We start from the raw sequence: 23622 nt of genomic DNA, 5'->3' as shown, positions 1-23622 counted from the left end.
AAGCTGCGGTGACCATCACGCGTGCTGCCGCTAGGCAGGCCTGATCACCTTGCCGTTGGGCTCACGGTAGGCGGGCTCCTCCGGCTCGGGCGGCAGGGGCAGGAGCTCATTTTGGACCTGTTCCAGCAACGGCCGGTATACACCACCGTTCCACTGGGGGCTGGCGTGCGCGGGCCGGGCGCCCTCTGTGCTGAGCGTGGGCATCACCATGTTGGCGCCGAATACCTTGCTCCAGCCTGCGCGCGCTGATTCGTAGTCCACGGTGCCGTCCTGGGCGTTGCCCATGAACGCCATCTTGGCCCCGCCGATCTTGCCCGCGAACCGCAAACCATCAAAGTGGTAGATATACGCCGACTCCGTCTGGATCAGGACGCTGGACGGAGCAATGGGGGACAGCTGCTCCATGGTTTGATCCAGGATTTGCCGCCAGGTGCGCTCGTCTTTGTGGACCACGCGCTCCCCCAGCTCATAGCCTCCGCGCAGCACCGACGGAATGCGGAACCCATTCTCGTAAAGGAACACGACGCCGTCGAACCAGCTTTGGTCCAAGACGTCCGCACGGCTGAATGGACTCGAATCCAGGACTATCACCTGCGTCTCCACACCGTGCAGTTCCAGCAAGCGTGCGGCAACCTGGGTAGCGAGCATGCCGCCGAAACTGTGCCCGTAGAAGTACAGCTTTTCCAGTCCCAGCTCGCGGACATGCAGGATGATTTCGCGGACCACCTCGTCCACGTCGAGGCCCAGGTTTGAATACCCGACGGCGGCAAGGCGGGCACGCTGGTGGAGGGCAGGACGAAGCGAGTTGAGGATCCACTGGGCCTCTTCCCAGCTGGTCTTATAGCCGGGAAACAGGATCCAACTTGCTTTGGGGAAGTACAGGTCCGAGTACGGGTCGGGGACACGCAGTATTTTGGTGGCCCGGCGCTCCGCTTGCACACGGCGCGTAAAGAGCATGTCTCCGGCAAGCGCCGCCGAGATGCCGGCGTAAGTGAGGAAGTTGCGGCGCGAAGTCTTTTTGAGCCGGGCAGCGTAAGGCAGGATCCTGGCCCATGAGGCCGGATCCTGTTCCTTGTCCGGTTCCGGAAGGACGGGTGCCGGAGGGGTTTCGTTCACCTCCGGCGGCGCCGTGAGCTTCCCTACTTGAACGTCCACGCAGCAAGCATAGGCCTCAACCCGGGGCTAGTTGAGGCCGAGTTCGTCCTTGCCGAAAGCGAAGAGGTACGGAACGCCGGTTTCGGCTTCGATCTTCTCTTTGGCGCCGGTGTCGCGGTCCACGATCACGGCGACGGCCACCACGTTGCCGCCCGCCTTGCGGACACCTTCGACGGCGGTCAGCGCGGATCCGCCGGTGGTGGACGTGTCTTCGAGGACCACAACGTTGCGTCCTTCAACCGAGGGGCCTTCCACCTGGCGGCCCATGCCGTAGGACTTCTGGGCCTTGCGGACAACGAAGGCATCCACGGCACGGCCGGCGTCGGCGGCAGCGTGCATCACAGCGGTACCGACGGGGTCGGCACCCATGGTGAGTCCGCCCGCGCACTCAACCTGGACACCGGCGTCGTCGATCATTGCCAACATGACCTGGCCCACCAGCTTGGAGGCCTCGTGGTGCAAGGTGATGCGGCGGAGATCGATGTAGTAGTCGGCTTCCTTGCCGCTGGAGAGGATCACCTTGCCGCGGACCACCGCCAGCTCTTTGATGAGTTCAAGAAGGCGGGCACGGGCAGCTGAGGTGTCAGGCGAGGAAGTCATGGCTCCTAGTTTAGTGTGCCGGGATTGGTGCGCAGGAGTTCAGTGTGACGGCGCCGCCGTGGTGGCCCGGATGACCAGGCGCGGATCCACGATCTGGTCCTGGGATCCGGCCTCTCCTTCCAGTTGATGCAGCATCTCTTCCATGCATTTGCGCCCGAGTTCTTCAAAGTCCTGTTTGATGGTTGTCAGCGGCGGCATGAAGAACCCGGCTTCCGGCTGGTCGTCGTATCCCACGACGCTGATGTCGCCGGGCACCTGGCGTCCGGCTTCCTGGACCGCGCGGAGAACCCCGACGGCCATCTGGTCGTTCGCCACGAAGACGGCAGTCACGGCGTCGTGCTGGAGAAGCTCCAGACCGGCCCGGTAACCGGACGCGGCATCCCAGGCGCCCTGCAGCAGAACGTCCGCGTCAAGCCCCGCCGTCTCCAGTGCCTCGCGCCAGCCTTCGATGCGTTCCGCGGCGTCGATCCAGTGCGTTGGGCCGGAGATATGCGCGATGCTGCGATGTCCCAGTCCTATCAGGTGCTCCACGGCCAGCCGCGCGCCCAATCGCTGGTTGAGGGATGCCCCCTTCAACGGGTTGCCCGCACCGGCACCCACCGCCACGATGGGCACCGGAACTGAGACGTCGCGCAAGGCTGCGAGGACATCTGGATGCGGGACCAGGATGACAATGCCATCCACTGATTGGCTGCTGAAATGCGCCATGGCGTCGTTGATGCTTTCGCTGGTCACTTCGCGCAGGCTTGCGATGCTGACGAAATATCCGGCTTCCCTGCCCGCCTGCTCAACCCCAAGGAGTGTGTTGGCCGGCCCGAACTGCCCTGTTTCGCAGGCCAGGACACCTATGGTTCGGGATCGCCGCGTCACCAGGCTTCGGGCAGCCGTGTTCCGGCGATAGCCGAGCCGGGCTATCGCGGCCTCCACCCGCTCCCTGGTGTTGTTGCTGACGTTCGGGTGGTTGTTCAGGACCCGCGAAACCGTTTGGTGCGAGACGCCGGCCATCTTGGCGACATCCCCCATGACCGGGGGCCGGGGAGCAGAATCGGGCGCGGCCCCGGGCAGTACCCGGGGCCGCGCTGGGAGCGACTGATCGCCGCGTGGCATCGGACGCTACTTCGCGTCGACGCCCACAGGCTCCGCTTTTGACGCGGGGGCCGTTTGGGTCGCTGGAGGCGTGGTCTTCCACTTGAAGCGGCGTCCCATACCGGATCCTCCGCCGGCACCGGTCCGGTTCTTGTTGAAGATGTCGAAGCCGACGGCCAACAGGAGCACCAGGCCCTTGATGAGCTGCTGGTAGTCAGTGCCGAGGCCGAGGATGGACATACCGTTGTTCAGAACACCCATGATCAGGCCACCGATCATGGCCCCCGCTACCGTACCGATACCGCCCTGGACAGCTGCGCCACCGATGAACGCTGCCGCAATCGAGTCCAGCTCGAACCCGGTACCACCGGCCGGCTGTGCTGAGTTCAGGCGTGCGGTGAACACCAATCCGGCCAGTGCTGCGAGGACACCCATGTTCACGAAGAGCCGGAAGGTAACTTTCTTGGTCTTGATGCCGGACAGTTCGGCGGCGTGGAGGTTGCCACCGATGGCGTAGGTGTGGCGGCCAAAGATGCTGTTGTTCATCAAGGCCGAATACAGAATCACCAGGGCTGCGAGCACGATCAGGACAATCGGGGTTCCACGGTAGCTGGCCAGGAGGAAAGTGATGATAAGCATCAAGACGGCGATGAAACCGTTCTTGACGGCGAACCAGGCCATTGGCTCGTTCTCGAGGTTGAACTTGCGGCGGACCCGGCGTTCCTTCAGCGCCTGGAAAAGGATGGCTGCCGTGCCGCCAACACCCAGGATCACTGTCAGCCATTCAAGGACGGACGTGCCACCGGAGATGTCCGGAAGGAAGCCGCCACCCAAGGCACGAAGTTCGTTCGGGAACGGGGTGATTTGCTGGTTCTTGAGGGTGATCAGCGTCAAACCGCGGAAGATCAGCATGCCGGCCAGGGTGACGATGAAGGCGGGGATGCCCACGTAGGCGATCCAGTACCCCTGCCACGCACCCACCAAGGCACCGACCAGGAGGCACGCCGGGATGGCGAGCCACCAGGCCCAACCCCAGTGCACGATCATGACACCTGCCACAGCGCCAATGAAGCCCGCGATGGAGCCGACAGAAAGGTCGATGTGGCCAGCGATGATGACCATCACCATGCCAATGGCGAGGATCAGGATGTAGCTGTTCTGGACCACCAGGTTGGTCACATTCTGCGGCTCAAGGAGGATGCCGTCGGTGAGGACCTGGAAGAGGATGACGATCAGGATCAGGGCGACGAAGATGCCAACCTGGCGGAGGCGGCTTGTGAGGAAGCCAAGGGATTCTCGTAGGGCGGACATGGTGGCTATTCCTTCTCTTGAGTCATGTAGTGCATGAGGGTTTCCTGCGTGGCCTCGGCGATGGGGACCTCGCCGGTGATGCGGCCCGCGGAGAGCGTGTAGATCCTGTCGCAGATGCCCAGGAGCTCCGGCAATTCGGAGGAGATCACGATGACCGCTTTCCCGGATGCGGCCAGTTCGGCGATGATCGTGTAGATCTCGAACTTGGCGCCGACGTCGATTCCGCGTGTGGGTTCGTCCAGGATCAGCACGTCGGGATCGGAGAACATCCACTTGCTGAGCACCACTTTTTGCTGGTTTCCGCCCGAGAGCTTGCCGGTGATGGCAGCAACCGAGGGAGCCTTGATGTTCATGCTCTTCCGGTAGTGGTTGGCCACCGTGGTTTCCTGGTTCCCGTCCACCCAGCCGCGCTTGGCCAGCTTGCCCAGGGCGGCCATGGAAATGTTCCGCTTGATGTCCTCGATCAGGTTCAGGCCGTAGTGCTTCCGGTCCTCGGTGGCGTAGGCAATGCCGTGGTCGATCGCGTCCGAAACCGTGGAGGTGTTGATCTCCTTGCCGTACTTGTAGACCTTGCCGGAGACAGCACGCCCATAGGTCCTTCCGAAAACACTCATGGCCAGCTCGGTCCGGCCAGCGCCCATGAGTCCGGCCAGGCCAACGACCTCGCCCTTGTGGACCTTCAGGTTGGCATTGCTGACGACGGTCCGCGAGTGGTCCTGCGGGTGCTGGACCGTCCAGTCTTCGATGCGCAGGACTTCTTCGCCGATGTTGGGGGTGCGGTCCGGATAGAGGCTTTCGAGGTCGCGTCCCACCATGCCGCGGATAATACGCTCCTGCGTGATCTGGCCCTGGTCCAGGCGCAGCGTCTCGATGGACTTTCCATCGCGGATGATGGTGACGGCGTCGGCCACTTTGCGGATCTCGTTGAGCTTGTGGCTGATGATGATGCTGGTAACGCCCTGGCCTTTGAGGTGCAGGATGAGGTCCAGCAGGTGGTCTGAGTCTTCGTCGTTCAGGGCTGCGGTGGGCTCATCCAGTATGAGTAGCTTCACTTCTTTGGACAGTGCCTTGGCAATCTCCACCAGTTGCTGTTTGCCCACGCTGATGTGCTGGATGGGCGTAACGGGGTTCTCGCTCAGGCCGACGCGGGCCAGCAGTTTGGCAGCTTCCAGGTTGGTCTTGCGCCAGTCCACCCAACCGTTCCTGGCCTGCTCGTTGCCGAGGTAGATGTTCTCGGCAATCGAGAGATAAGGGCTCAACGCCAGTTCCTGGTGGATGATCACGATCCCGCGCTTCTCGCTGTCCGTGATGCTGGAAAACTCGCAGGGTTCATTCTCGAACAGAATGTCGCCATCGAAGGTGTTGTGTGCGTAGACGCCGGACAACACCTTCATCAGGGTGGATTTCCCGGCGCCGTTCTCACCGCAAATGGCGTGAACCTCACCTCGGTTGACGTCCAGTGTGACGTCCTGAAGGGCTTTTACACCGGGGAAAGTTTTGGTGATTCCTCGCATTTGAAGAATAGGTACGTTCATCGTCAATTCCCGCTGACTGCTTGAAAACTTGGCCGGGCCGAGGACTCGACAGGCTCTGGGGGTACTGTGGCCCCGCCGCGCTGCGCTGCAGGTAAATGCAGGGTGCGGCACAGGACGGCAGGGCCACAGGATGGGACGTCGTTACTTGATGTCGGATTCCTTGTAGTAGCCCGAGTCGATGAGTTCCTTCTTGTAGTTGTCCTTGGTGATGATGACGGACTTCAGAAGGTAAGCCGGAACAACCTTGACCTTGTTGTTGTAGGTCTTGGTGTCATTGGTTTCCGGCTCGTTGCCCTTGAGTACGGCGTCCACCATTTTCACGGCCTGGGAGCCGAGCTGGCGGGTGTCCTTGAAGATGGTGGAGTACTGCTCGCCGGCGATGATGGACTTCACGGAGCCCTTTTCGGCGTCCTGGCCGGTTACGACGGGGAGCTTGCCGGTGGAGTAGCCGCCCGTGCTGGTCAGGGCGGAGATGATGCCGATGGACAGACCGTCGTACGGCGACAGCACGCCGTCGAGCTTGGTGCCGGAGCTGTAAGCGGAGGTGAGGATGTCTTCCATGCGCTTCTGGGCTACGGGTGCCTGCCAGCGGAGGATGGCTGCCTGCTCGAACTTGGTCTGGCCGCTGGGGACCTTCAGGGTGCCTGCATCCAGGTACGGCTTGAGGGTATCCATGGCGCCTGTCCAGAAGAAGTTGGCGTTGTTGTCATCCGGGCTGCCTGCGAACAGTTCAACGTTGAACGGGCCCTTGCCCTCTACCTTGTTGCCGCTGGCGTCGACCAGTCCCAGGCCGGTCAGCAGTGACGTGGCCTGCTGGACGCCTACGGTGTAGTTGTCGAACGTGGTGTAGTAGTCCACGTTCGGGGTGCCGTTGATGAGGCGGTCGTAGGCGATGACCTTGACGTTCTGCTCCTTGGCCTTGGCCAGGACATCCGTCAGCGTGGTGCCATCAATGGCCGCGATGATGAGGGCCTTGGCACCCTTGGTCAGCATGTTCTCGATCTGGGAAACCTGCGTGGGGATGTCATCGTTGGCGAACTGCAGGTCCGTCTTGTAGCCCAGGTCCTTCAGGGACTTCTCAACGTTGGCGCCGTCGGCGATCCAACGCTCCGACGTCTGCGTCGGCATCGAAATGCCTACCAGCGAATCACTGGGTTTTGCGCTGCTGGAGGACTCCGCTGCGCCTCCACGGCTGCCGCAGCCTGTGGCTCCGACGGTCAAGGTCAGGACAACCGCTACGGCGCCCAGGAGTTTTTTCAATCTCACGATGCTCTCCTTCCGCGGCAACAATGCCGCGAACTCTGATGCAGCCGGAGCATCTGCGCGTCCGGCACGGTGAAGCTGGGTGTGGCCTGCGTGCTGGGGGCTGCACAAGCCAGTGAAAACGTATTGCGAATGCCATTGTGAACGCTAACAATGCGACGGGTCAAGTGCTTCACATCACAAAATGATTGCAGCTCATTACTCCGGCGCCAGTACTTGATTTACAACGTTGTTAGCGTTCACAATGGCCCGCTGCGGCACCCGGTCACAGAAAAGCCCGGCATCGCCGTGAAGGCGATGCCGGGCTGAACGCTCCTCCGCAGCGGAGGGGACGACTTCTTCCTGACGAGGACAGGGAGTCAGAAGCGGGTGTCGAACGAATCGCAGAACACGTTCTGGTTGAACGTTCCCTGGAATTCGGACTTCCCCTGGATTTTACGGACGGTCGCTCGAATGGCCTCACGGGTGCCGGCATGGGCGTGGATGGCCGTCTTCACCATCGGCACGTCGACCAGGTGGTTGGGTTGGTTGAGGGAGACGAACACAGTGGGAACTTCAGTGGCGTACCAAGGAATTTCAGCAGCCATCGGCGAGGACCACTTGATGCGGATGGCAGCCTCTTGCGCGAAGCCTTTCACGTTGGCGAAGACGAACGCGGCGTCGTACCGCCCGGCGTAGTCCGCCGTGGCTTCCTCGGACAGCACCCGCATGAAATTCATGCCGGCCTCCCCTGCGGCTTCGCGTTGTTCGGCGGTCTTGAAGACGTGCACCTCAAAGCCGGCGGCTTCCAGCTCTTCCCTGACCGTGTCCAGGTAGGCCAAGGGATCAGCCCTGGTGAAGTCGGCCCCGCCCGAGATGCCATACAAACGGATGCGCTTGTGGGTCGTGGGCGTGATGGGCAGGTTCCCCGCGGTGTCCTTCACCAGCGTCACCGTCTTGTCCGCGATCTCCGCCGCGATGGCGCGATGGGCCTCGCTGCCAATGACGGCCAGGGCGTCAGGCGCGGGAATCAAGGATTCCCGGGAAGCCGTATGCAGGCCAAGGCTCGCCTTCAATCCGAGGATCCTCCGCAGGGCATCCTCAAGGCGGGCGTCAGTGATGATTCCGGCCTTGTAGCCGTCCAGCATGAATCCGAAGTCCTCCTCCGGGTTGCGGAAGAAGAGGAACATATCGCAGCCTGCCGCAATGGTGGCTGGGACAAGGTCGCGCCGCTTCATGGCCTGGGTCAGCCCCACCATCAGGGAGGCGTCCGTCAGCACCAGGCCGTTGAAGCCGAGCTCACCGCGCAGCAGGTCCTGCAGAAGCTCGGGGGCAAGGGTTGCGGGACGGATGTCGGAATCGGCCAAGCCGGGGCGGAAGTGTCGGGAGACCTCCGGTGCACCAATGTGCCCCACCATGATGGACTGCACGCCGTGCCCGATCATCTCGCGGTACACGTGCCCGTAGCTCTGGTCCCATTCTTCGTAGCCCAAAGTGTTGTAGGACGTGACAACGTGCTGGTCGCGCTCGTCGACGCCGTCGCCCGGGAAGTGCTTCATGGCGCAAACCGTGGGCGATTCGCTGATGCCGTCGAAGTACTCCTTGGCACGCTCCACCACGATCTCCGGGTTGTTCCCGAAGGCTCGCGTCGAGATCACCGTGTTCCGCCAGTTGTAGTGGATGTCCACGATCGGCGCGAACGCCCAGTTGCAGCCCAAGGCAGCGGTTTCGACGCCGGCCACCTGGCCCATGCGGCGGGCGATCGACTTGTCCGGGTGCGATCCGGCCTGCAGGTGCGTGGAAACGAACGTGCCGTCGTCGCAGCTGCCTGCCCCGCCCATCTCGGGGTTGGAAGCAACGAGCAGCGGGATGCGGGTCTTGGACTGCGCGTATCGGATGTGCTCTTGTACCGCCGCCGACGGGCCGGGCCGGTAGCGCATGCCACCGACGTGGAAGTTCTCCAGCACGTTGTCCAGATAGTCAGGCGAGTAGTCGTTGTTGTGGTTGATGAAGAGCTGGCCGATCTTCTCTTCCAACGTCATGGACGCGATGGTGGACTCGACCCATTCCACTGCGGAGTCGTCCAGCGTGAACGGTGCCGCCTTGAGGTCCACCAGGAACCTCGCGGCGCCATCACGGGGTCCCGGGAGCCCCTCCACGGCGCGGTCAACGATCTGTTCCACAGGTGTCGCAATGTCCACCACCACACCTGCTTCATCTGCATGGAGATGTTCAAGGGTAGCCAGTTGCGAATCCAGCAGTGAGGGCGGCATAAAGTGCCCTGGCCGGGAATTCATGCGTTCGCTGAGCAGTTCCCGGGCTCCGTGCAGGTGCACGAACACCACGGATGCGTCACCCCCGCGGATGATGTCCCGGTAGGCGCGCTTGAGCGCGCTGCACGCGATCACCAAGGGAACGTCCGACGTCGAGAACCGCCTGCCGATCTCGGCAAGCCACGGCGCCCGGTCGTCGTCGTTAAGCGGAGTTCCCGAGGCCATCTTGTCGATGTTCGACTGTGGATGCAGCGCATCGCCGTCGAGGAATTCCGCGCCGAGGCGCTGGGCGAGAGCGGCGCCGACCGTGCTTTTCCCACAACCGGCGACGCCCATCACCACAACATGGAGCGGCTTACCAGTCATGGACCGTGCCATCAACAAGGCGGTTGTAGGGCAGGTAGGCCTGCTGGTACGGGTAGGCGGCAGCGGCTTCTTCGTTGAACTCGACGCCGAGGCCCGGGTTGTCGCCCGGGTGCAGGTAGCCGTCGGTGAAGGTCATGGACTGCTCGAAGACCTCGTTGGTCTTGTCCGAGTGCTGCATGTACTCCTGGATGCCGTAGTTGTGGATGGCCAGGCCGACGTGCAGCTGGGCGGCGAAGCCCACCGGGGAGATGTCCGTGGGCCCATGGAAGCCGGACTTTATCTGGTACTGCGCGGCGAAGTCCATGACCTTCTTCAACGGCGAAATGCCACCGAAGTGCGTGGAGGCGGCACGGACGTAGTCGATCAGCTGTTCCTTGATGAGGGTCTGGAAATCGAACACGGTGTTGAAGATTTCACCGATGGCCAGCGGGGTGGTGGTGTGCTGGCGGACCAGGCGCAGTCCCTCCTGGTTCTCGGCCGGGGTGCAGTCCTCAAGCCAGAAGAGGTCGTACGGTTCCAAGGCCTTTCCGAGCTTGGCGGCCTGGATGGGGGTCATGCGGTGGTGGCCGTCGTGCAGCAAGGGGATTTCGGGGCCGAACTCGTTGCGCACGGCTTCAAACACCGTGGGCAGGTGGCGGAGGTAGGCGCGGGTGTCCCAGTCCTCCTCAAGGGGGAACGCGCCGCGGCCGGCGGGTTCGTAGTCGTACCGCTCCCCCGAGGCCTGGGCCTGCGCGGCAACACCGTATACGGCCTTGATGCCGGGAATCGCGGTCTGGATGCGGATGGACTTGTAGCCCAGCTCCAGGTGTTCGCGGACCGAGTCAAAGAGCGACGGAATGTCAGAACCCGATGCGTGTCCGTAAGCGCGCAGCCCGTTCCTGGAAGCGCCGCCCAGCAGCTGGTACACCGGCAACCCGGCCACCTTGCCCTTGATGTCCCACAGAGCCATGTCGACGGCGGCAATTGCCGCCATCGTGACCGGGCCCCGACGCCAGTAGGAGCTGCGGTACAGGAACTGCCAGGTGTCCTCGATCCGGTGGGGATCCTTGCCGATGAGCAGCTGCGCCACGTGCTCCTTCAGGTAGGCGGCCACAGCCAGTTCCCGGCCGTTGAGTGTCGCGTCGCCGATGCCTGTCACACCGTCTTCGGTGGTGATGCGGAGGGTGACGAAGTTACGGGTAGGGCTGGTCACGAAGACTTCAGCGGCAATGATTTTCATGGGTGTGGCATTCCTTCCAGGGGTCTATGCGTGGGTACTGGCAGCGGCAACGTCGTCCTGCTGCCGGTGGATATCGGAAACGAGGGCGCTGTCCCCGGCAAGGTCAGGGCTGATGAGCGCCAGCAGCGCAGCGGTGCGTTGTTCGCCGTCGTGCGTTTTTGCGGTCCGGATGTCGTCGGCCAGTGGGTCCTGGAAACCGTCCGTGGAGGACACATACGCAATCCAGGCCGCGATCATGCGGGCAGCACCGGTTCCGGCCCGGCCTTCGGCTCTTTCGGCCGCCAGCACGGGCAAGGAGCGCATGCGCAACTTGGTGGTTCCGTCCGTGGCAATCTGGGTCAGGTGGTGGGCAATCCGCGAATTGCCGAAGCGTTCCAGCAGGGCTTGTCGATAGCCGGGAATGTCCAGGCCTTCGTCCGGCAGGTGGCGGGCAGCCTCATCCCAGAACGACTCCACCGCCGAGCGGCAGACCTCGTCGGACAGGGCGTCTGCCACGGTCGAATGGCCCCGGACCAGTCCCGCGTAGGCGAGGATGGAATGCGCCCCGTTGAGCAGCCAGAGTTTGCGGTTCTCGTACGGCTGGATGTCGTCCACGAAAATTGCGCCGGCATCTTCCCAGCGCGGACGTCCGCCTGGAAAGTCACCGCTCAGGACCCAGTTGCTGAAGGGTTCGGCCACCACGGCGGCCTCGTCCAGGTATCCGCATTGTTCGGCCACTTCCTTAAGGTCGTCCGGCGTGGTCCGCGGCGTAATGCGGTCCACGGAGGTGCCAACGAAGCTCACCTGCGTACTGATCCATTCGGCCAGTGCCGGCTCCACCACTTCGGCGATGGCCAGCACAGCCTTGCGGGCAACTGCGCCGTTGTCTGCCAGGTTGTCGCAACTGACGACGGCTATCGGACCGGCCCCGGCGTCCTTGCGGGCGGCCAGCGCCGTAACCAGGCGGGCCAGCGGGGTGTTCCCGCCGGTTGCCGCATAAGCGGCTTCCGTGATGGTCAAGGTGACAACCGCCGTGCCGGGCGCGGCCACGAGCTCCGCGAGCCGGTGGACGTTCGCGCCGTCCACAGCTTCGACGATGCTGCCGACGACTTCAAACGCATCTCCCGCGCCCGACCTCTCCACTACGGTGAACACGCCGTCCTGTTCAGCCAGGACATCCGCGGCGTCGGGCCGGCGCCCGGTGAACGCCGCAATGCCCCACTCGGCCGCGTCTCCGGCGTGCTGGGTGTACCAGGCCTGGTGGGAGCGGTGGAACGCGCCGAGGCCCAGATGCACCATCCGGACCGGGGGCGCGGCCAGCCCCGGAAACGCGGCGGCCCGGGTGAGCCGGGGCGGTCCCTGGTCGGCACTCATAGCTTGAAGACCCTTCGCGGGGAAGAATCGACGACGTCGACAATCAGCTCGTGTGCGCGGTCCTCGCTGATGCGGTGCTCGGCAACCAGCCGCGCCAGGAACGAGGCTTCGATCCTGCGGGAAGCGTCGTGCCGGGCAGGGATGGAGCAGAAGGCCCGCGTGTCATCGATGAACCCGGAAGAACGGGAGAAGCCGGCGGTTTCCGTGACGGCCGAGCGGAAGCGAAGCATGGCGTCGGGCGCGTCCAGGAACCACCACGGGGCCCCGATGTAGACCGAGGGGTAGAACCCCGCAAGTGGTGCGAGTTCACGGGAAAAGACAGTCTCGTCCAGGGTAAAGAGCACCAGGTGGAAGTCCTTGGCCGTGCCGAAGTCCTGCAGGAGCGGGCGGACGGCCTCGGTGTAATTGACCGCGAACGGGATGTCGTGGCCGGTGTCCGCTCCGAAGGCTTCGAAGGTGGGCTGGTGATGGTTGCGGTAGGAGCCCGGATGAATGGTCATCACCAGGCCGTCTTCCACCGACATCCGCGCCATCTGGTACATCATGTGGGCCTCGAACGCGTCGCGGTCCTGGCCGTTTGCCTGTCCGGAAACTGCCTTGTCGAACAAGGCAGCAGCGTCGGCCTCGTCCAGCTTGAGGGTCGCGGGGGTCCTCACGCCGTGGTCCGCGGACACAGCTCCGTGGTCCACGAAGTACCGGCGGCGGTTTTCCAGGGCGGTGAGGTAGCCCCGGTAGCCGCTGCCGCCGTCGGACGCTTCTGCGATGAGCCGTTCCACGTTGGCTTGCCACGCCGGGTGCGCGATGTTGATGTACGCGTCCGGGCGGAAGGTGGGCAGTACGCGGCCGTGGAATGACGGGTCGGCAGCGAGCGCCCGGTGGCTGTCCAGGCTGTCCAGGGGATCGTCCGTGGTGGCAAGGACCTCGATGTTGAAGTCCTTGAACAGCTCACGGGGGCGGAAACCGGGTTCCGCGAGCTTGGCGGAAATGGCGTCGAAACTGGCGTCCGCCGTAGCTGCGGACAGCTCACCCTGCCACCCGAACACCGACTCGAACTGGGTCCGCAGCCAGTACCCGGACGCGGTGCCGTCGAACAATGGCCAGGCCTCGCAGAAGGACCGCCAGATGTTGCGCGCCCCTGCCTGGGGCTGGAGCTTGTCCAGCGGAACTCCGGAAGCGTGGATCAGCCGGGTGACGTAATGGTCGGGGGTGACCAGCAACGCGGCCGGATCCGGGAAGGGCGTGTTCTGCTCGATGACGGCCGCGTCCACATGGCCGTGCGGGGAAATGATGGGCAGGTCCTGGACCCGCTCCAGCAAGGCACGCGCGATGCTGCGCGTCCCCGGGTCCGCCGGGAGCAGGCGATCGGGGTGGGTGGCAAGGGATTCGGACATGGATCAGCCTTTCGAGGTGGAACCGGCGGAGAGGTCGGCCCTGGCAGGAACGGTCAGTCCTGCCAGCTCTGCCACCCGGCGCAAGTACTGAAGGTTGCCTGCGGTACGCTCGGCCAGCGGAAGGTCCGTGGAGAAGTCCTCCACAGTCACCCACTCGTCGTAACCGACCTCGGCGAGCGCCTTGAAGTACGCCAGGACGCTCCCCTGGCCTTCAGCCAGCGGTGCCCACTCGTTGACCCAGACTGCCGCTCCGGACTCGTCCCGCTCCCCCGTCAGGACCCAGCGCGCATTCTTCACGTGGACGTGCGCCAGGTATGGTCCCAGGAGTTCGAGGGCAGGCAGCGGAGACTCCCAGCCTTCGATCAACAGGTTGCCGAGGTCGTGGATGACGCCCACGTGCTGGGGATCCAGGCCCTCCAGAAGGCGGCGGGCAGCTGAGGCGGATGAGGTGACCGTGCCGTGGTGCAGCTCAACGAGTGCCTTGACTCCATGGTGGGCGGCCCGGCCGGCAACCCACTCGTAGTGCTCGCGGGTGGCTGCAAACAAGTCCGGGTAGGACAGGCCGCTGGGCTCGCCCCCGCCCATGGTGGAGTTGCCCAACGGCAGGACGTTGACCCTGACCTGGCGTGCACCCAAGGCGGCGGTCGCAGCCAGGACGCGCTCGACGTCGTCGTGGTTGTCGCAGCGGGCGTACCCGCCCAGGCCCGAGTACTCCAGGCCGGCGTCGGCTGTGAGCCGGGCAATCCCAGGCAGTGAATCCTCAAGGCCGGTCATCGGCCAGGTTGCCTTGTTTCCCGCCCAAAAGCCGGGCTCCGGCGATTCGGCCTGGTCGGTGACGCGCCATTCGATGCCGTGCCAACCCTGCGCTGCGAGCTCGGTGGCGGCTTCCTGCGGAGTCCAGTCCGGCGTCGAGGCCGTGAAGACCGAGAATTTCATGCGCTGACCTCCTCGAAGTGGCCGTTGCCGGTCCGCACCTCAACGTCGTTGTACTTGCCCGCAACCACATCGGCTATGAGGACGGGCTGGCCGAGCGTGGCCGAAACGTACAGGGCCCGCACGGTGGCCAACGCCCGCACGGCGTCCTCGATGGTGACGCCTGCAGGACGGCTGTTCCGGATCGCTTCGACTACGTCGCGGTACTGGCGGATGTGTCCGGCCGGGTAGACGGTGGGGTCGAGGTTGGCTTGCGGCGCCGGATCGGCGAACTTGGCCAGCTCCTCCTCCGCCTGGTTGCCCGCGCCGGGCATCCCCATGGGCCCGCTCTGCGTCTCCTCCTCGGAGGCGGCAGCGTGGAAGAACTGGAGGTTGTCGCTGTCGATCACAGCCGAGCCCATGCTGCCCATGACCTGCAGCCTGACGCTGAGCCCAGGGTACGCGGCGGTGGTTGCGTGGAGTACTGCCAGGGCACCTGATTCGAACGTCACGGTGGCCACGGCGGTGTCCTCCACCTCGACTCCTGTATGTGCCAGGAGGGCGGTCTTTGCACTGATTTCCACCGGGGTGCCAAGGAACCACAGAAGAAGGTCTACGGTGTGGACGCCCTGGTTCATCACGGCCCCGCCACCGTCCATGGCCCAGGTGCCGCGCCACGCGCCAGAGTCGTAGTAGCCCTGGCTGCGGTACCAGCTCACCGAGGCAATCGCCGAGGTCAGCCGCCCAAAGCGTCCGGTGCGACGGGCCTCGTCCACCACAATGGATGCCGGGTCGAAACGGTGCTGGCTGATGACACTGGCCACCAGCCCCTTCTCTTCTGCAGCTTTGGCTGCCGCCAGGATCTCGTCGGCACGGTTCAGGTTCACGTCCAGCGGCTTTTCGATCACCACATGCTTGCCCGCGTTGAGGACCTCCAGCGCCTGCTCGATGTGCAGTCCGCTGGGGGTCGCGATGATGACAAGGTCGACGTCGGCACCCGCGAACGCTTCGTCCAGGCTTCGGAAGGTGGCTGGCCGGGCGGCGCCCTGGTCTTCGATGTGCTGGGCCAGGGCATCCGCGGCTTCGGTGATCTCATCCACCAGCGCGGTGACCTGAAGGTCCTCGATCGCGGCGACCGACGCCGCATGGGTGCGTCCGATGGTGCCGCATCCGGCAATGGCGACGTTGATGATGGACTTGGACGTTTCGGTGCTCACTTGGTTTCCACTCCTGCTTCGTTGACGACTTTGGCAAAGGCACGGGCTGCCATCCCGAACGCGGTGGGGCCGGAGAATCCTCCCAGGCCATGGGCGCCCGCCAGATGCGGCTCCAGGCTGGCGAAGCCCACGAAACCGTCGGTTTTGAGCGCCTCAACCGTGCGGAGCAGATCGCCGTCGCCCTCACCGGCAGGAACCACGACGCCGTCCGCGAACCGCGCGTCCTTGACCTGCAGGTATTCGAGGTGGGGACGGAGTTTGGCGTAGCCCTCGTCGAAGGGCTTGACGCCAACCTGGACGAAGTTGGCCGGATCCCACGCAACTTTCAGGGCGGGCGAGTTCACGGACTCGATGATGTCCAGCACGCGGTCCGGGGTGTCTCCGAAAATGTCCTTTTCGTTCTCGTGGAGCAGCACCACGCCGGACTGTTCGGCAACCTCGGCCAGGGCACGCATGCGCTCAATCACGTCGTCCCGGATACTGTCCACTGCCACGCCTTCGCCGTAGTAGAAGGAGAAGATGCGGATGTAGCGGGCACCAAGGACCTGGGCGGCGTTGGCAGCCCTGCGGAGGCGCTCAACCTCGTGCGCCACCGGCAGCGTGACATCCACTTTGCCGATGGGCGAGGCGATGGCTGAAACGCCCATGTCCGCGGCGTCCAGGAGCTTCTTCAGTTCGGTCAACTGCTCGGAGGTCAGGTCAACGATGTTGGTTCCCCAGGCACTGCGGACTTCGATGTGGTTCGCCCCCAGGGCCTGCAGGACTGCGATCTGCAGGACCGGGTCGTCGTCGATCTCGTCTCCGAAGCCCGAAAGCGTCCACTGGACTGTTGCTGGACCGGTCATTGCTACTTAACTCCTCCGGCGGTGAGACCGCCCACTAGGTAACGTTGGAAAATCAGGTAGAGAATCACGACGGGCGCCGCGCAAACCAGCGAAGCCGCCATCATCTGGCCGTACAGGGGAATCGCTCCACCTTCCTGCGAGGCTCCGAAGATCTGCAGGGCTACGGCTGCGGTCTGGCTCTCCGGGCGGGTCATTACCGAGGCAAAGAGGACATCGTTCCAGCCCAACAGGAAAGCGAAGATGCCCGAAACAACAATGCCGGGCCAGCTGAGCGGAAGGATGATCCGGACCAGGACGCCCACGTTGCTGGCGCCGTCGATCCTTGCCGCCTCTTCCAGCTCACGCGGCAGGCCACGCAGATAGGTGACCATGACCCAGGTGGAGAAGGGCATCGCGAAGGTCAGGTAGGTGACGAAGAGACCCCACTGCGTTCCGATCACCTGGACGCCGAGGTAGCTGGCGGCCGAAGAGAAGAGCACGAACACCGGAAGGACCATCAGGGTACCGGGCACCGACTGCAACGCCAGGAGGCCGCGAAGGATGGTGAGCCGGCCGCGGAATTGGTAGCGGACCAGGACGTAGGCGATGGACACGGACATGGCTGCCGACACGACGGCGGTGGCGCCGGCTACAAGGACGCTGTTTGCAAGGCCCTTCGCCAGGCCGACGCTGGACCAGATTTTGGTGTAGTTCTCCAGCGAGAAGCTGGACGGCCAGAACTCGCCGTTGGCGACGCCGATGTCCGAGTTCACCGATGCCAGGAAAATATAGGCAACGGGGATCAGCACGATGGCGCTCAGGACCGTCAAGATAATGGCCAGCAGCGGGCCGGGCAACAGGCGGGTGACCTCGTGCTGCCTCTTGGAACCGGGCCGGAACGTAGTCCCCGCCGGTCCCGGGCGGGACGTGCCGCGGACCGAGGTGGTTGATGCGCTCACTTCTTGCCTCCCGGCGTATCGGCGTCGTCCAGCTTGACGGCGCGAAGGTAGATGAACAGCGGAATGGCGATCAACACCAGGGACACAAACGCCATGGCGGCGCTGAGGCCGAAGCGGAAGCTCTGGAAGCTGGTGACGTAGGTGAGGATCGGAAGCACTTCGACGTCGGACGGGGCCGGAACGCCGAACAGCACGAACGGGAGGGTGAAGTTGTTGATGTGGTGAAGCATGCCGATCAGGAAAGCCAGCGACAACGGACCCTTGAGGTACGGGAAGATGACGTAGCGAAGCTTGTTCCACCACAGTGCCCCGTCCAGGGCCGAGGCCTCATGGACTTCGTGGTCTACCGATTGCAGGCCCGAAAGTGCCAGCAGGTAGATGAACGGCCAGGATGCCCAGATCTGGACCAGGATCAGCGTCCAGTACGTTTGGGGTCCGTTGAGCCACAGCCCACCGTCCACTCCAAAGACACCCAGTGCCGAGTTGACGACTCCGTCAGGCTGGAACATGGTCCGCCATACGGTTGCCACCACGAAGGACGGCAGCACGTACGGGATCAGGAAAATCGAGCGGATCAGCGCCCGGCCCTTGAAGGCATTCTGCGTGGCAACAGCCGCTGCAATGCCCAATGGCAAGGTAACGAGCATGGCAATCAGCGAGTAACTCACACTCAGCCACACCGAGTGCAGCAGAGGCGAGTCAGTCAGGGCCTCCACAAAGTTCTCGACGCCGATGAACGGCGCGCTGACCCACTTGCGCAGCGAGTACTGGTCGAGGTTGAGCGTCGACATGTAGATGCCGAGGAACAGCGGGACCACGATGATGATGAACATCAGGAGGCCGCCCGGGATCAGCATCCACAGTGGACGGTTCCGCTCGCTCAAGCCCTTGCGGCGGACAGGTTTCCGGCCACCGCCGGCCGGCTGGAGGGTTCCTGTGCCTGCGGCCGGTGAGGCACCGGCGTCGAGCGCTGGCTCTGTCGACCCGGACCGGGCCAGCTGCCCGCGGGCAGCCGGACCGGACACGGGTTTCATTTCCCTGAAGGAATCAGTGGACATGGGAGACCCTGCCTAGGACTTCGCAGCCCGGTCGAGGGAAGCCTGGCCCTTGGACTGGGCGTCCTTCAGCCGTGATTCCAGGGCGCTCTCGTCAACGGATCCCTTGGCCAGGTCCGGGATGGACTGGACGGTCACGTTCAGGAGGCCCAACTGGATGTCGCCCCAGGCGCCGGTGAAGGGAGTTGCCTTCGACTTGCCGGCAGCATCGGCGATCGGCTTCAGCTTCGGGTCGGTCAGGGAGGCGAGCGCCTCGGCGTTTGCCGGAAGCTCACCGAAGATCTTCTGGTAGTTCAGCTGCTCGTCCTTGGACGTGATCAGCTCGATGTAGGCGAACGCCAGGTCCTTCTGCTGGGAGTAGTCCGCGACCACGACGTTGTCACCGGAGAGGATGCTGGCGGCCTTGTCGCCGTCGCCCTTGGGGGAAGATTCACCCGGAGCCGTGGTGGGCATGAGGGCGTATTCGTACTTGCCGGCGATGGCTGACTTGTCCAGGGTGGGGATGGAGCTTGACGTGGTCATCATCAGGTATCCGGCCTTGCCGGAAGCGAAGGCTGCCACTGCGTTGCTGTTGCTCCAGCCAATCGCTGCAGGGTCCACCACCTTGTCCTTGGTGAGCCAGCCGAAGTAGGTGTCGTAGGCCTTCTTGACCGTGGGATCGTCCAGCTTCAGCTTGTTGCCGTCAACCAGCGGGTTGCCTGCCTGCACGGACATGGCCCAAATGAACTTCCAGGGATCGAAGTTGTCCTTGTAGCCAGTGGCAAGGCCGTAGGTACCCGTGCCGGCGTTGGTCATCTTCTTGGCCTGCTCGGCCAGCTCATCCCAGGTGGTGGCGGGCTTGTCGATGCCCGCGGCGGCCAGGATGTCCTTGTTGTAGGCCATGACGAATGGACGGCTGACGAACGGGATGCCGGCCTGGTGCTCCGAGTCGGGACCGGAGATGCCCAACGCGGCCGGGTTGAACCGGTCCTTCCCGCCGACCTTCTTCCAATCGTCGTCGGAAAGGGTCACAAAGGCCTTGGTGGCGTAGGCGGTGGGCGTGAAGGTGGTGCCCAGGCTGTAGACGTCCGGGCCCTGGCCGGAAACAACGGAAGTCTGGATGCGGGTCAGTTCATCGTTGGCTGAGGCGAAGGTTTCGAACTTTACTTCCGCACCCGTCTTTGCCTTGAACTTGGCGGCGATGTCGCTCTGCCACTTCTTCTGCTCTTCCGGGTACTGGTTGTTGACGCCGGTCAGTACATTCAGTGTCTTGCCTGTTCCGTCGACGGCACCCCCGGAGCTGGCAGATGTGCCGCTGTTGCCGCTCCCCCCACAGGCCGTCAATGCCAGTGCAGCAGTCAAAGCGACGGCGGCAAGCTTGGCAGATGGTGCAAACCTCATTGTTTCCTCCTTGGATACACAGCCCGGTAGTGGTCTACGTCACAGGGGCTTTCGGCAACGAGTCTACGAGTCCGGCAACTGTGCGGCAAGCGGTTGCCAAAAGTTGCCATGAGATGGTGCAATCTTTTTATGGCTGAGACAAACGGGCGGGGATCCGCACCCACAATCAAGGATGTTGCCGCCTTGGCGGGAGTGGCCACATCCACTGTCTCCAGGGCCCTTTCCAACCCGGACCGCGTGAACAGGGCAACCCGTGAACGCATCGAGAAAGTGGCCGCCGAGCTCAACTACGTCCCCAGTTCGCAGGCCCGCAGCCTCAGCTCCGGGCGGACCAATGCCATTGCGCTCCTGGTCCCCGACGTCACCAACCCGTTCTACTTCGACATCATCAGGGGCACCCAGAACCAGCTGAAGGCAGCCGGCTATACCCAGTTGCTGGTTGACACCGAAGAGTCGGCCGAGATGGAGGCCGATGCCCTGCAGAAGATGCAACGAACGGCCGACGGCTTCATCCTCGCCGCTTCCCGCCTCACCGACACCCAGATTCTCGAGGCGGCATCGTCGCAGGCAATCGTCACCATCAACCGCTCCTCGGCCAACGCTCCCACCGTGGTCATCGACACCCCGGGCGCCGTTGTCCAGGCACTGGAACACCTGACGTCGCTGGGCCACTCCAAGATCTGTTACGTCGGCGGGCCGGCTTCCTCCTGGTCGAACGCCAAACGCTGGAAGACCTTTGAGGAGGAAAGCCGCGACCGTGGACTAACGACCTCCCGCGTGGGTCCCTTCACACCCAAGACCACATCCGGAGCAGCTGCCGCCGACGCCGCAGCACGAACCGGGGCAACGGCGTGCATCGTTTTCAACGACCTCCTGGCGATCGGCATGCTGCAGCGCCTCCGCGAGCGTGGCATCCGCGTCCCCGAGGACATGAGCATCGTGGGGTGCGACGACATCTTCGGCGCCGACTTCTGCAACCCGCCCCTGACCACCATGGCCTCCCCGATCGAGCAGGCCGGACGGGTGGCGGTTTCCATGCTGCTGGCACAGCTGGACCCCCTGAACGCCGGATCCAGCCGGCGCCTCGCCGTCATGCCCACCCATCTGACGGTTCGCGGCTCAACCGGCCCTGCCCCGGATTAACGTCCCGAATAGCTGAATCACCACGCAATATGGTTGAGCCTTTGTGACGCGGCTGACTACTGTGGAACACATGCGCGAACTCCAAGCCAAGATCATTGAGGAAATGGGCGTCCAGCCCCGGATCGATCCTGCGGAGGAGATCCGCAATCGGGTCGCCTTCCTGAAGGATTACTTGAAGGCAACAGGGACCAAGGGCTTCGTGCTGGGCATCTCCGGCGGCCTCGACTCCACGCTCGCGGGCCGCCTGGCCCAGTTGGCGGTTGAGGAGCTGGAGGCCGACGGCGTGGATGCGAACTTCGTGGCGGTCCGCCTCCCTTACGGCGTCCAACACGACGAAGAGGACGCCCAGGCCGCCTTGGACTTCATCCGGGCCAAAACCGAGTGGACCTTCAACATCTCCCGCGCCGTCGACGGTTTCGAGGACGAGTTCCTCAAGACCACCGGTGCCGAAATTTCGGACTTCCACAAGGGCAACACCAAGGCCCGCGCCCGCATGATCGCGCAGTACGCCCTGGCCGGGGAACACAACTACCTGGTGATCGGCACCGACCACGGCGCCGAGTCCGTCACCGGCTTCTTCACGAAATACGGCGACGGCGGTGCCGACATCCTTCCGCTGTTTGGCCTCGACAAGCGCCAAAACCGGCAAGTCCTGGCAGAGTTGGGCGCCGCCGAACGTCTGTGGAAGAAGGTTCCCACAGCCGATCTCCTGGACGACAAGCCCGGCCGCACGGACGAGGACGAGCTCGGCATCACCTACGACCAGATCGACGACTACCTTGAGGGCCGCGAGGTCCCCGAAGGAGTCGCCGAGACCATCGAACAGAAGTTCCTGCGCACCCGCCACAAGCGCACGGTCCCGGTCACAATCTTCGATACGTGGTGGAAGTAGCCACCCCTTAGAGCAACGCTTTTTAACGACGGCGGGTGCGGACTTAGCGATAAGTCCGCACCCGCCGTCGTGCTTTAACCCTCACTCACATCCCACCCCCTTCAACCCAACCCTCACTCACATCCCCTTGACGCTTCGATATTCACCGATATATCGTTAAGTATCGCCGATACTCCATCGGTGAAAACTATCGAAAGGACGATGCTGTTATGAAAGGCATCCACAATCACGAAGAACACCCCTTCCCGGAACACAGCGAAGGACCCCACGCTCACGGCCGCTTCAACCGAGGCAAAGGTCGTCGTGGTCCCGGCGGACATGGTGGGTTCGGACCGGGCCGCGGCCCAGGCTTCGGCCCGGGATTCGGCCCCGGCGGCTTTGGCCCCGGCGGATTCGGTCCCCGCGGCTTCGGTCCTGGCGGTCCGCGCCGCAACCGCGGCGATGTCCGCGCGGCGATCCTCTCGCTGCTGGCCGAAGCTCCATCAAACGGCTATGGACTGATCAAGACCATCGCGGAGAAGACGTCCGGCGCATGGCGGCCCAGCCCCGGATCCGTTTACCCCACCCTGCAGCAGCTGGTTGATGAAGAACTCATCACAGCCGTGGGAGAAGGACGTCGCACGGAATTCACACTGACCGACGACGGCCGCGCCTACGTAGCTGAGCATGAAGAAGAGCTCGCCAACGCCTGGAACACCGAGGCTGACGGAAACATGCAGGAATTCCACCAAAGCATCGGCAAGCTGATGGGCGTGATCCACCAGTTCCGTGGCGCGGCAACCGACGAACAACGCCGGGCCGCCATCGAGAAGCTCGACGAGACACGCCGCGCTCTCTACCTGATCCTGGCCGACTAATGGCTCCCGCCTTCCCCTTGACCTTGACGTAACGTCAACCTTTACTGTCGAAGAACAAGCAAAGGGACGGAGGACGGATGGACTGGTCAATCCAGGAAATCGCAAGGATCGCGGGAACCACCAGCCGCACACTGCGTCACTATGACGACATTGGGCTGCTCAAACCGAGCCGGACCGGTCATAACGGCTATCGCTACTATGACGGTCCGGCACTGGTTCAGCTCCAGCGCATCCTCCTGCTCCGCGAACTGGGGCTCGGCCTCCCGGCGATCGCCGAGGTGCTCCACCGCGAGACCGACACCGTCAAAGCCCTGAAAAGCCACTTGGAGTGGCTTGCGCATGAACAGGACCGGCTGGCCCGGCAAATCGCCTCTGTTCGGCAAACAATCGACACAATGCAAGGGGATGGAAAGTACATGGCACAGGACATGTTCGATGGCTTCGACCACACGCAGTACAAGGACGAGGTCGAGGAGCGCTGGGGCAAGGACGCCTACGCCGCCGGCGACTCCTGGTGGCGCGGCATGAGCGCCGACGAAAAGCAGCAATGGAAGGAACGCGTCCAGAAGCTGGGCGCCGACTGGATCGCGGCCGCAGAATCCGGCGCCGCCCCTGACAGCGCCGAGGCGCAGGACCTCGCGAAACGTCACGTCGAGTGGCTCCGCGGCATCCCGGGAACGCCGACGGCGGCACCTGGCGGGGACCTCAAAGGTTACGTCACGGGACTCGGCGACATGTACGTGGCGGACCCACGCTTCGCCGCGAATTACGGCGGGGAGTCAGGGGCCACCTTTGTGCGCGACGCCCTGAGGATCTACGCGGAAGGAAACCTCTAGGCAGCCAAGATGCGCT

Annotated in this window: 20 protein-coding genes; 4 read left to right on the top strand and 16 right to left on the bottom strand. The window is 63.7% G+C overall.

Annotation, left to right across the window (positions count from 1 at the left end; genetic code table 11):
- Positions 1 to 30: 30 nt before the first annotated feature.
- The 16 genes from FDP28_RS13100 to FDP28_RS13025 form a co-directional block, all read right to left on the bottom strand.
- Entirely contained in the window at positions 31 to 1155 is a 1125-nt protein-coding gene (locus FDP28_RS13100; protein WP_144661875.1) for an alpha/beta fold hydrolase, read from the bottom strand.
- A 27-nt stretch (positions 1156 to 1182) separates the two neighbouring features.
- Positions 1183 to 1755 carry an orotate phosphoribosyltransferase gene (pyrE, locus tag FDP28_RS13095; RefSeq protein WP_144661874.1) on the bottom strand — a complete coding sequence of 191 codons (573 nt, stop codon included), beginning with the start codon at positions 1753 to 1755 and terminating at the stop codon, positions 1183 to 1185.
- 39 nt (positions 1756 to 1794) lie between these two features.
- Complete coding sequence (locus tag FDP28_RS13090) at positions 1795 to 2778, bottom strand: LacI family DNA-binding transcriptional regulator (protein ID WP_144661894.1); 984 nt, start codon at positions 2776 to 2778, stop codon at positions 1795 to 1797.
- A gap of 90 nt (positions 2779 to 2868) precedes the next feature.
- Positions 2869 to 4152 (bottom strand): multiple monosaccharide ABC transporter permease, encoded by a 1284-nt coding sequence (gene mmsB / locus FDP28_RS13085; RefSeq protein WP_144661873.1) that lies wholly within the window; start codon positions 4150 to 4152, stop codon positions 2869 to 2871.
- A 5-nt stretch (positions 4153 to 4157) separates the two neighbouring features.
- A complete protein-coding gene (gene mmsA, locus FDP28_RS13080) occupies positions 4158 to 5687 on the bottom strand; it encodes a multiple monosaccharide ABC transporter ATP-binding protein (protein ID WP_144661872.1) in 1530 nt (509 codons plus the stop codon).
- 141 nt (positions 5688 to 5828) lie between these two features.
- The gene (gene chvE / locus FDP28_RS13075) at positions 5829 to 6953 is read right to left on the bottom strand and encodes a multiple monosaccharide ABC transporter substrate-binding protein (protein WP_260842463.1); all 1125 of its coding nucleotides are present in this window, start codon (positions 6951 to 6953) and stop codon (positions 5829 to 5831) included.
- 356 nt (positions 6954 to 7309) lie between these two features.
- On the bottom strand, positions 7310 to 9568 hold the full coding sequence (locus FDP28_RS13070) for a gluconokinase, GntK/IdnK-type (protein ID WP_144661871.1): 2259 nt from the start codon (positions 9566 to 9568) through the stop codon (positions 7310 to 7312).
- Positions 9558 to 10787 carry a D-mannonate dehydratase ManD gene (manD, locus tag FDP28_RS13065; RefSeq protein ID WP_144661870.1) on the bottom strand — a complete coding sequence of 410 codons (1230 nt, stop codon included), beginning with the start codon at positions 10785 to 10787 and terminating at the stop codon, positions 9558 to 9560. Before manD ends, FDP28_RS13070 begins: the two co-directional genes overlap by 11 nt.
- A gap of 24 nt (positions 10788 to 10811) precedes the next feature.
- A complete protein-coding gene (locus tag FDP28_RS13060; RefSeq protein ID WP_144661869.1) occupies positions 10812 to 12140 on the bottom strand; it encodes a mannitol dehydrogenase family protein in 1329 nt (442 codons plus the stop codon).
- Positions 12137 to 13531, bottom strand: a complete 1395-nt coding sequence (gene uxaC / locus FDP28_RS13055; protein ID WP_144661868.1) for a glucuronate isomerase — start codon at positions 13529 to 13531, stop codon at positions 12137 to 12139. Before uxaC ends, FDP28_RS13060 begins: the two co-directional genes overlap by 4 nt.
- A gap of 3 nt (positions 13532 to 13534) precedes the next feature.
- Positions 13535 to 14467, bottom strand: coding sequence for a sugar phosphate isomerase/epimerase family protein (locus tag FDP28_RS13050; protein ID WP_144661867.1), 933 nt, complete (start codon positions 14465 to 14467; stop codon positions 13535 to 13537).
- Positions 14464 to 15660, bottom strand: coding sequence for a Gfo/Idh/MocA family protein (locus FDP28_RS13045; protein WP_144661866.1), 1197 nt, complete (start codon positions 15658 to 15660; stop codon positions 14464 to 14466). The genes FDP28_RS13050 and FDP28_RS13045 overlap by 4 nt, the downstream gene beginning before the upstream one ends.
- Positions 15657 to 16505 carry a sugar phosphate isomerase/epimerase family protein gene (locus FDP28_RS13040; RefSeq protein ID WP_144661865.1) on the bottom strand — a complete coding sequence of 283 codons (849 nt, stop codon included), beginning with the start codon at positions 16503 to 16505 and terminating at the stop codon, positions 15657 to 15659. Before FDP28_RS13040 ends, FDP28_RS13045 begins: the two co-directional genes overlap by 4 nt.
- Before the next feature lie 2 nt (positions 16506 to 16507).
- Positions 16508 to 17443, bottom strand: a complete 936-nt coding sequence (locus FDP28_RS13035) for a carbohydrate ABC transporter permease (RefSeq protein ID WP_144661864.1) — start codon at positions 17441 to 17443, stop codon at positions 16508 to 16510.
- Positions 17440 to 18501, bottom strand: coding sequence for a carbohydrate ABC transporter permease (locus tag FDP28_RS13030; protein WP_144661863.1), 1062 nt, complete (start codon positions 18499 to 18501; stop codon positions 17440 to 17442). The genes FDP28_RS13035 and FDP28_RS13030 overlap by 4 nt, the downstream gene beginning before the upstream one ends.
- 12 nt (positions 18502 to 18513) lie before the next feature.
- Positions 18514 to 19878 carry an ABC transporter substrate-binding protein gene (locus FDP28_RS13025; RefSeq protein ID WP_144661862.1) on the bottom strand — a complete coding sequence of 455 codons (1365 nt, stop codon included), beginning with the start codon at positions 19876 to 19878 and terminating at the stop codon, positions 18514 to 18516.
- Positions 19879 to 20007: 129 nt separating this feature from the next.
- Here FDP28_RS13025 and FDP28_RS13020 point away from each other — a divergent pair, with 129 nt between their 5' ends.
- From FDP28_RS13020 to FDP28_RS13005, 4 genes are all read left to right on the top strand, one after another.
- Positions 20008 to 21021, top strand: a complete 1014-nt coding sequence (locus FDP28_RS13020; RefSeq protein ID WP_144661861.1) for a LacI family DNA-binding transcriptional regulator — start codon at positions 20008 to 20010, stop codon at positions 21019 to 21021.
- 70 nt (positions 21022 to 21091) lie between these two features.
- Positions 21092 to 21913, top strand: coding sequence for an ammonia-dependent NAD(+) synthetase (nadE, locus tag FDP28_RS13015; protein WP_144661860.1), 822 nt, complete (start codon positions 21092 to 21094; stop codon positions 21911 to 21913).
- A gap of 209 nt (positions 21914 to 22122) precedes the next feature.
- The gene (locus tag FDP28_RS13010) at positions 22123 to 22770 is read left to right on the top strand and encodes a PadR family transcriptional regulator (protein ID WP_144661859.1); all 648 of its coding nucleotides are present in this window, start codon (positions 22123 to 22125) and stop codon (positions 22768 to 22770) included.
- A 77-nt stretch (positions 22771 to 22847) separates the two neighbouring features.
- Positions 22848 to 23606 (top strand): MerR family transcriptional regulator, encoded by a 759-nt coding sequence (locus FDP28_RS13005; RefSeq protein WP_144661858.1) that lies wholly within the window; start codon positions 22848 to 22850, stop codon positions 23604 to 23606.
- Positions 23607 to 23622: the final 16 nt, after the last annotated feature.

This window comes from Paenarthrobacter nicotinovorans (assembly GCF_007670255.1).
GTDB lineage: Bacteria > Actinomycetota > Actinomycetes > Actinomycetales > Micrococcaceae > Arthrobacter > Arthrobacter nicotinovorans_B.
Note: the sequence above shows the minus strand (reverse complement) of the source record. Positions and strands in the feature narration are given on the sequence as shown.

Bases quoted from the DNA above. Each gene is read 5' to 3' on its own strand.
- FDP28_RS13020 (WP_144661861.1), top strand. From the start codon at position 20,008: ATGGCTGAGACAAACGGGCGGGGATCCGCACCCACAATCAAGGATGTT.
- FDP28_RS13090 (WP_144661894.1), bottom strand. From the start codon at position 2,778: ATGGGGGATGTCGCCAAGATGGCCGGCGTCTCGCACCAAACGGTTTCG.
- FDP28_RS13005 (WP_144661858.1), top strand. From the start codon at position 22,848: ATGGACTGGTCAATCCAGGAAATCGCAAGGATCGCGGGAACCACCAGC.
- FDP28_RS13050 (WP_144661867.1), bottom strand. From the start codon at position 14,467: ATGAAATTCTCGGTCTTCACGGCCTCGACGCCGGACTGGACTCCGCAG.
- FDP28_RS13030 (WP_144661863.1), bottom strand. From the start codon at position 18,501: ATGTCCACTGATTCCTTCAGGGAAATGAAACCCGTGTCCGGTCCGGCT.
- manD (WP_144661870.1), bottom strand. From the start codon at position 10,787: ATGAAAATCATTGCCGCTGAAGTCTTCGTGACCAGCCCTACCCGTAAC.
- FDP28_RS13070 (WP_144661871.1), bottom strand. From the start codon at position 9,568: ATGACTGGTAAGCCGCTCCATGTTGTGGTGATGGGCGTCGCCGGTTGT.
- FDP28_RS13040 (WP_144661865.1), bottom strand. From the start codon at position 16,505: ATGACCGGTCCAGCAACAGTCCAGTGGACGCTTTCGGGCTTCGGAGAC.
- FDP28_RS13060 (WP_144661869.1), bottom strand. From the start codon at position 12,140: ATGAGTGCCGACCAGGGACCGCCCCGGCTCACCCGGGCCGCCGCGTTT.
- uxaC (WP_144661868.1), bottom strand. From the start codon at position 13,531: ATGTCCGAATCCCTTGCCACCCACCCCGATCGCCTGCTCCCGGCGGAC.
- mmsB (WP_144661873.1), bottom strand. From the start codon at position 4,152: ATGTCCGCCCTACGAGAATCCCTTGGCTTCCTCACAAGCCGCCTCCGC.
- nadE (WP_144661860.1), top strand. From the start codon at position 21,092: ATGCGCGAACTCCAAGCCAAGATCATTGAGGAAATGGGCGTCCAGCCC.
- FDP28_RS13025 (WP_144661862.1), bottom strand. From the start codon at position 19,878: ATGAGGTTTGCACCATCTGCCAAGCTTGCCGCCGTCGCTTTGACTGCT.
- mmsA (WP_144661872.1), bottom strand. From the start codon at position 5,687: ATGAACGTACCTATTCTTCAAATGCGAGGAATCACCAAAACTTTCCCC.
- FDP28_RS13010 (WP_144661859.1), top strand. From the start codon at position 22,123: ATGAAAGGCATCCACAATCACGAAGAACACCCCTTCCCGGAACACAGC.
- pyrE (WP_144661874.1), bottom strand. From the start codon at position 1,755: ATGACTTCCTCGCCTGACACCTCAGCTGCCCGTGCCCGCCTTCTTGAA.